We start from the raw sequence: 8809 nt of genomic DNA on the forward strand, positions 1-8809 counted from the left end.
TTATGAACACTAAAATATTTGGTCACATTCTCCTCATCATCATGCTTCTTCCCATGTCATTGGGTGCTAGTGAAAAAGATCTCGATAAAGAGAAAAGAGCAGCCTTCAAACCGTCTATCCTGGAAATATCCGATCGTGCCAAGGGCGTTCATGATGCCAGCAATATCGGATTGTATTTTACAAATTATGGACGAATCTCTCGAGGAACCTTTGCTTCCAGATACGCAGGTGAGTATCCCATTAATAGCGATCACAATTATATCTGGAAATTGATGCCTCTGGTCGGTGTCGCACCGGATAGAGCTGCCGGTCGGGCTGCCAACGTGATCCAATCCGTCTATATCTCGAATATCGAATGGGAAGCTGTACCGGATTTCCACAATCCTGCTCGTGCATCTATTGCATTTAGCGATGACCCTATCACATGGCCAGCTTCCGTCTGGTTTTTCCATGATGACCAGGACAACTCACTCTTTGTATCAAATCAGGATAGCTATTGCGCCTACAATGATGCAAACAATACGGTTGAGGTTTTGGGTATTCAAACGATCAAGACGGGCTATGCTTTTGCCAATCCTGATATAAAGGACATGGTCTTTTTCAAATTTGAGATCACTAACCAATCTCTTGTGAGCTATGATAGCGTTTATTTTGGTTTTCATCATGATTTTGATATCGGGGGAGATAGTGAATATCGAGATGATTTATTGGGTTGGGACAGCGCTAACAATTTCATTTATACTTATGATGCAGATAATTATTCTGCTGAGTGGGCAGCACAGCCCGGGGTCATGGGTATCACCATGCTGGAGACCCCATTGATCGATGGGTCTATGGCAGGCATCACCGATATGCACTACGGCAGACTTGATTTAGTAGATTCTACACTCATGGCAACACTCTCAAGCAATTTGGATTTGCTTCCTGTTGGTGTAAGTCCGGTGAATTTTTTTAACACCGGTAGTTCTCCTGATATACATTTTGATGATCCTGGATTGATTCCCCCTTCCGGTGCTGATATCTATGGCACCATTTCTTCGGGTCCCTATGATCTATCCCCTACAGACACACTCACCTTCATCATCTGCATCATAGCAGGTGATGATATTGATGATCTTTATACAAATCTCACTGCTGCTCAGGCTTTATACGCCAAAAATTTCGTCACAGCTCGACCACCTCAAACTCCGGTCCTTAATGGCATAGCTGGAGATGGATTCACAACCCTGTATTGGTCGGATGAAGTTGAATCGGTCCCAGATGAGGCATCAGAAATGATCGATTTTGAAGGCTACCATCTGTATCGGAGTGTAAATGCAGGGGCATCCTGGGATCAAGTCGATCGTAACCAGGTTTCAGCTGATGGGTTGGATCCAATCCCCCTGGCCAGTTTTGATCGTATTAATGGTATTGGTGATGATCTTGGGATGGCTTATTCCTATCGTGATGAGACTGTGATCAATGGCTTTGAATATTGGTATTCTCTGACAGCCTTCGATCATGGGGATTCAGTCACTACCAGCCTTGAAAGTCCAATTGGCAACAGCCTTAGCCCAAACAATGTCGTAGGACTAACCCCTCGTTCAAATGCCCCAAATCATATTTCTTCAGCGAGCTCAGGTGTGACCCATACGGGAACCGGTCGCTCCAACTATCTGCTCAAGGTTGACCCCGTTTCACCAGGTTTGCTGAGCGCTTATAAATACATCCTGACGTTCGATTATGCTCATCGGCAGGAAATAGGCGATCCTGGAATTCTGTCCTACATTGAAATTGTTGACTCCAGTATTGTGCCCACTAAACATTACGGTTTTGAATTTGTGTCATCCTCCGCAGCGGATCTTTACACGTTGACACCGTATGAACTCATTTACACCAGTATGCCTTTCTACTGGGATAACATCTGGTCCTATATCTGGGCTGACTCCGCATTCTATTTAAGTTTTGAGAACACGGATATATCAAAATCACCCAGTCCCGGGGATTATTTCAGTTTGATTTTCGCGGCAACACTTCGTCGTATAGAAGGCTCAGACACTAGCATAGTCATGCAATCACAGCAATTTGATCTGGAGACTCCCCTTGTATCAGAGGATGGCCTGATTATGCTTTTTGAACCTCAGCCAATCTTACAAGATGTCAGTTCCCCACCGCTTCTTAATTTCACCCTTGAATTTGAAGTTCTTGACGAGGCATCTCTGGTAGCATCCAGTTACCAGATATCTGTTTCAGGAGTGGGTAGCGGTCCGGGCAGTGAAACTTTTATTGTCATGCAGGTTGCAAGAGATATGGATGCTGTACTTTTTGAAGCGGATACCTTGTATACAACGGAATCATTCAATTTTGATGGAATTGAGGCAAGCCTCACCTTTGATCCTGGTAATCCACCTCCAGTGGGTACCATGATTACCTTAACTTCAGTTCCTCCTTACAGCCCTCATATACAGGATGCCTATACTTTTGGTGTGACAGAGGAGCAAATCAAACCCCTCGATGCGGCAAATGAGTTAGAGTCGATCAGAGTGGTACCCAATCCATACCTTGCTGGTTCACTCTGGGAGTCTGAATATGGCAGTTACCGACGGGAGCCCATCCGTCAAATACAATTCATCAATCTTCCCATGGAATGTGAGATCAACATATTCACCCTGTCAGGTGATTTGATCAAGACGCTGGAGCATAATGAAAATCATGGCACTGAGACCTGGGATATGCGGGCTGAAGGAGGTCGGGAAATCGTTTCCGGCATTTACCTCTACCAAGTGAAGAGTGCTGGTCTGGAATATTTAAATCGATTCGCGGTGATCAAATGAGAACTCTATCAAATAATACGACGCTCAAATCTGTCATTGCATTATTCATGGTCCTCATGTTCAATCAAACTGGGTTGGGACAGAACAAGAATCTGGGTACAGCGGGTGCCCAATTTTTAAAAATTCCTGTTGGTGCTCGCGCTGCAGCACTGGGAGGTGCAGTCACCGGTCTGTCAGATGATGCGACCTCACTTTTCTGGAATCCAGCGGGTATAACCCAGGACCACACCCACTCACTGCATGTTTCGCAGATTCCATGGATGACCTACTTCAACATCACGGCAGTTGGCTACACAATCAATCTTCCTCGAAGAGGCACCCTTGGCTTCCACTTCAGGGCACTTGGTATGGAGAAAATGGAAATCACTACTGAATTGGAGCCCAATGGGACGGGAGAATTTTTCGACTCCCAGGATATTGAAATTGGAGTGAGTTATGCAGTCAAACTCATCGATCAATTCAGTATTGGTTTTACATCCAAAATTGTCCAACAACGTATCTGGAATGAAACTGCCACGGCGGTAGCTTTGGACATTGGCACCCTCTATCATATTCATTATCGGAATACAGCTATTGCCATGTCCATGAGGAACTTTGGACCAGATTTACAAATGTCTGGTCCAGATTTGCTGGTGTTTTATGATGCTTCTGAAGAATACGCCAATCGCATTCTCCCTGCCAACAAGAAAACCGACGCTTATCCACTACCATTGATTTTTCAGTTTGGTCTTACAAGCGATGTTATCAACTCGCCCTTTTGGCATTCAACTATTGGTCTGGATATTGTCCACTTTAATGACAATGATGAACAAGTCCTGGTTGGTCTTGAAAACACTGTCGCTCAGCACTTTGTTATCAGGGGTGGATACAGAACCAATTCGGATGAAGCAAGCGCAAGTCTGGGTGTGGGGCTCAATCAACGCATCGACAAAATGGTCATCAAGTTGGATTACGCCTTTGTCATGCATGAACACCTGGGGGATACCCGGTTTTTGTCATTGAATTTGATGTTTTAATTTTTTGAGAGGTTAGAACGCAATGTACACCAGGTGAGGATTCGAATCCTCGCTTGGTTTGGTGGATACAATTATGCTCGTGGTTCAGCAAGCACCTTACGCATCACAGAAAATTCGCCTGGGTCATGATTGAAAGGGATATAGCCTAACCCTGTACCGCCATGAACCACATCGACAGGACGTTTTTTGGCGTTGAATAACTCTTCGACCACCATCTCGACTGTTCTATCTGGAGAAATGACTTCCAAGGTCTCGCCTACCCTGATTTGATTTTTAATTTCAAATTCAAGCAATTGGGATGATTTGTCCCAGCCTGTGACCATACCAGCATTCTGATGGGTAAAGTCCTGTGAAGAAGGATCCACATAATTCTGTCCATATTCCTGGGGATTCTTGGTATAGAATCCGGAGATGTATCCACGATGAGCAATACCAATCAGGTCTTCAAGGTTTTTTGAATCGAAAGGACGATCTGCCTGCATGTCATCGATGGCTTTGCGATATGAACGAGCTGTCATGGCTGCATAATAAACTGATTTTGTGCGTCCCTCAATTTTGTAGCTGACAATTCCTGCATCTCGCATTTGCTGGAGCAACTCAATGGAGCAAAGATCTTTGGCATTCATCATATACGTGCCGTGCTCATCTTCTTTCATGTCAAAGTATTGACCGGGGCGTTTGGGTTCTTCCAGGAAATATCCATCTTCAGGAGGGGTGTAGGGTGCATCAATTTGAATGATATCCTGACTTTCCATCTCCAACAGGCTTGGAGATTTCTGGCCAAAATTATAGCCCCAGCGACAGGAGTTGGTACAGGTTCCCTGATTGGCATCCATATTATTCATATAGTTGGTAATCAGGCATCTTCCTGAATAGGCAATGCAGATGGCACCATGCACAAAGGCTTCCAATTCAACATGTGGAACCTTGGCATGTATTTCGGCTATTTCTTTCAGGCTCAATTCCCTGGAAAGAATTATTCTGGTCACACCCTGATCTCTCCAGAAATCTGCACTGGCCCAATTGGTGCAATTTGCCTGAGTGGACAAATGAATATCCAATTGAGGAAATTCTTTACGTGCGAGGTGAATGAGGCCAGGATCAGCCATGATCATGGCGTCTGGATCATATTTGAGCATACGTTCCATCTCATCCATAAAGCCCTTTATCTTGGTGTTATGGGCATAGATGTTCATGGTGAGATATAGTTTTTTGCCTAAATCATGGGTATAAGCAATTCCGTCAAGCAAAGATTCTTTTCTAAATTCGTTTTCCCTGGTGCGCAAGGAGTAGCGTGGTACACCTGCATAGACAGCGTCTGCCCCATAGGCAAAGGCATATTTCAATTTCTCGAAATTTCCAGCTGGCAATAATAATTCTGAATCTAATTTGTTCATATATGGGTATTTACCTTATAGTCATTATATAGTGCTCAAATAAGCCATCTGAGAGATGAGAATGCAAACACATAATTCTATTGATCAATCTCACTTCAGGCTCAATTTTCGGTATGAGCTCAATTGATGTTGGAGTAGCAGATAACCACAGCTCACCACTAAATGTTTCACCTGGAAAATTAAAATATTTTCACACTCATCCGGCATAAATAGAAATGAGCTTCTCATCCTACTAGAGCTAATCTCTCTAAGCTCTAGAGATACAACATATTGGGTTCGTGTATATGTCAACCCCTAATAGTTGTGCGGGTACACCATTCTACCTGAGTATAACAGAATACTAACAAATTGGTAGTTGACAGGGAAAAATTGCCAGTCTATCTTGCGCCGTAATGGATGGAGAAATTTAAGTAATTTTATGGTGTTCATCTGGAATAAATTTCCTGAAGAACCCATTCATCATGTGATGTCTGTCACAGTCATTACAATATCGTATGTCCAATAAAAGGAGGAAAACAAGAAGATGAGTAAACGTTATCTATTTACTGTATTGCTCGTTATGGTAATGGTTCCGGCTCTCGCCCTGGCACAGGGTACGATTTCCGGTTCAGTTACTGACGGAACTACAGGTGACGCCCTTCCAGGCGCAAATGTGATCGTTGATGGCCAGCCCTATGGTGGTGCATCAGATCTATCAGGTGCCTTTGTTATTGAAGGTGTCCCTGCAGGTAATTATTCCGTCACAGCTTCAGTCATTGGTTATGAATCCGTGACCATGAGTGCACAGGTTGCAAGTGGTGTAGCCACAACCCTGAATTTTGCTCTCACAAGCCAGGCTCTCGAAATGAGTGCTTTGGAAGTATTGGCTTCTCGCGCAGATGCCAACACGCCTGTTGCTTATACAAATGTTTCAAAGGAAGAGATGGAAGTACGTCTTGGTTCACAGGATATTCCACTCGTTCTTAATACAACTCCTTCAGTATATGCCACCAATCAGGGTGGAGGTGCTGGTGATGCTCGTATCAACGTGCGTGGATTCAACCAGCGCAATGTCGCCGTTATGATTAACGGTGTTCCTCAAAATGACATGGAAAACGGTTGGGTCTATTGGTCAAACTGGGATGGTGTTGGAGATGCCACATCTTCAATCCAGATGCAGCGTGGACTCAGTGCGGTTAACCTGGCAACACCTTCCATTGGTGGAACCATGAATATCATTACTGATCCTACACAGCTTGAAGCTGGTGGTAGCTTCAAACAGGAAGCCGGCTCAGGTGCATTCTTGAAGACCACCGTGAATTACAACACTGGCATGATTGCTGACAAAATTGCCATGAGTGGTACTATTGTCCGTAAAACTGGTGATGGTATTGTTGATGGGGCCTGGACCGATGCCTGGGCATACTATTTTGGTGCTTCTTATGCAGTTAACTCTAACAACCGTTTTGAGTTATATGCTATTGGTGCTCCACAGCGTCATGGTCAAAATCTGTACAAGCAGAATGTCATGGCCTATGACCAGGAATTCGCTGAAGAAATAGCTAAAGATGGTGTAGACGATGCAGATTGGGACGCCTATGTAGATAAGTTCACCAAGGATTCCGATGGTTCCGATGTGGGTCATCTGTTTAATCAGAATGTGGCAGATATCAGCTCTGACTATAAGGGACAACAGTATTTTTATATGTACGGCGATCGTACCGAAGATCGATATGATCCCAATTTCCTGAACGAACGGGAAAACTATTTCCATAAACCATTGGTCAACTTGAACCATTATTTAAATCTCACTGAAAAGATGAGACTATCAACGGTTCTGTATTGGTCAGGTGGTTCAGGTGGTGGTACAGGTACATATGGTAAGATTCCAACCTTGGATGGCAATGGCGTCCTGGGTGGTGAAGATTACAAATACTACTATGGTGATGGTCCCTGGACCAGGGATTGGAATACACTTGTTGCTTATAACTCAGGTAGTGATGATACGGTTTATGTTGATAAAACTGCCCTGGTTCGTACCCACGGTGCAGATAACAATCAGTCCGTTGGAATCTTGAGAAACAGCATCAACCGTCAGAGCACCATCGGTTTGATCTCCAAGCTGAACTTTGACATGAGTGACATGTTGAAACTTCAGGTTGGTATCGACTGGCGTACTGCTGGAATTGAGCACACACGTGAAGTCCGTGACCTCATGGGTGGCGACTATTACCTGGATGACTCTGATCCAAATGTAAACAATGGTGACCCCTATCGGGTTGTACTTGGTGACAACATCGATTATTACAATGAGACTACTGTTGACTGGATCGGTGGATTTGCACAGGCCAGTTATACTGCAGGCGCATTGAATGCCTATGGTATGGCCGGATTCTCATCCATCAAATACTCCTATCAGGATCTCTTCACCACAGCACAAGAAGTTATCAAGTCTGACGCTATTGGTGCCATGCAGGTCAAGGGTGGTGGTATGTTCCATCTAGCCGATAACTTCAACATTTTCGGTAACTTTGGTTATGTTGAAAAACCACCAATCATGGACAACGTGATCTATTTTGATGGTACAGTTGCAGCTGATCCTACAAATGAGAAATTCACGAGTACAGAACTTGGTGTGAATTACAAGGCAAAAATGTTTGCAGTAACTGCAAATGCTTACAATACCGATTGGATAGATCGTAATCTGACCAAGGCTGTTACCAGTGGCCAGGGTTCAAGTGGTGATACCGATGTTATTTTCTTAACTGGTGTCAACCAGAACCATAAGGGTCTTGAAGTTGAAGCTTCTGTACAACCTATGCAAATGCTCCGTGTTGATGCATCATTGAGTTTTGGTAACTGGACATTTGGCGATGATGCTGATGGAGACTACCAGAACGAAGCTGGTGAACTATTGGGTGAGTACAGATATGCCTTGAAAGATCTCAAAGTTGGTGATATGCCACAGACTGCCTATATAGTTGGTGCTACTTTGATGCCAATTAAAGGTCTGAGAGTACAGGCAATCTACAGCATCTATGACAACAACTATGCTGACTGGAGTCCTGATAGTCGTATCATTGATGATGCTGATGATAATGGCATACTCAGCGATGCTGAAATAGACGCTGCTGATCGTGTACAAGTTTGGGATGCCCCAGGCTATGCTAAAATGGATCTGCATGTAACCTACGACCTTCCAAAGATCGCCGGTTTCAATGCACAACTGTTTACTCACGTTTTCAATGCTCTTGATGCTACTTATGTTCAAGATGCAGTTGACAATAGCCAGTACAATGGTTTCTCAAGTGGTGCCAGTCACTCAGCTTCAAGAGCTGAAGTGTTCCTGGGTACACCTCGTTTCATGAACTTTGGACTAAAACTTCATTTCTAGTCTAAACGTTTAGTTTTAAAAAAAGGTCCCGGTTTTCCGGGACCTTTTTTTTTGCATGAGGTCAAATCTATAGCACCCGAATTAAGAGGCTGTGTGAGAATACAATTGCAAGAGTCTCTTTTTCGTCATTTTGAGACATCTTTCACTCATTTCTCTGATAAATTGACATTTTCATTGTCTAGATCAAAAGAAACAGCCATTTCAAGCCAT

4 protein-coding genes are annotated in these 8809 nt (G+C 43.9%); 3 read left to right on the forward strand and 1 reads right to left on the reverse strand.

What is annotated here, in order from left to right:
• The first annotated feature begins 2 nt into the window (after positions 1–2).
• Together ISR87_01625 and ISR87_01630 are read left to right on the forward strand one after the other, a co-directional pair.
• On the forward strand, positions 3–2813 hold the full coding sequence (locus ISR87_01625; protein ID MBL7024127.1) for a hypothetical protein: 2811 nt from the start codon (positions 3–5) through the stop codon (positions 2811–2813).
• The gene (locus ISR87_01630; GenBank protein MBL7024128.1) at positions 2810–3829 is read left to right on the forward strand and encodes a PorV/PorQ family protein; all 1020 of its coding nucleotides are present in this window, start codon (positions 2810–2812) and stop codon (positions 3827–3829) included. The genes ISR87_01625 and ISR87_01630 overlap by 4 nt, the downstream gene beginning before the upstream one ends.
• A gap of 71 nt (positions 3830–3900) precedes the next feature.
• Here ISR87_01630 and ISR87_01635 read toward each other — a convergent pair whose 3' ends face one another.
• Positions 3901–5226: a tRNA 5-hydroxyuridine modification protein YegQ gene (locus tag ISR87_01635; protein MBL7024129.1), complete on the reverse strand. Its 1326-nt coding sequence runs from the start codon at positions 5224–5226 to the stop codon at positions 3901–3903.
• Positions 5227–5785: 559 nt separating this feature from the next.
• On the opposite strand from ISR87_01635, the gene ISR87_01640 reads away from it, so the two are divergent.
• Complete coding sequence (locus ISR87_01640) at positions 5786–8599, forward strand: TonB-dependent receptor (protein MBL7024130.1); 2814 nt, start codon at positions 5786–5788, stop codon at positions 8597–8599.
• The last annotated feature ends 210 nt before the right edge of the window (positions 8600–8809 follow it).

The organism is Candidatus Neomarinimicrobiota bacterium (assembly GCA_016784545.1).
Lineage (GTDB): Bacteria > Fidelibacterota > UBA8477 > UBA8477 > JABMPR01 > JABMPR01.

Coding starts and splice junctions, on each gene's coding strand:
- ISR87_01640 (MBL7024130.1), top strand. CDS start 5,786: ATGGTAATGGTTCCGGCTCTCGCCCTGGCACAGGGTACGATTTCCGGT.
- ISR87_01625 (MBL7024127.1), top strand. CDS start 3: ATGAACACTAAAATATTTGGTCACATTCTCCTCATCATCATGCTTCTT.
- ISR87_01630 (MBL7024128.1), top strand. CDS start 2,810: ATGAGAACTCTATCAAATAATACGACGCTCAAATCTGTCATTGCATTA.
- ISR87_01635 (MBL7024129.1), bottom strand. CDS start 5,226: ATGAACAAATTAGATTCAGAATTATTATTGCCAGCTGGAAATTTCGAG.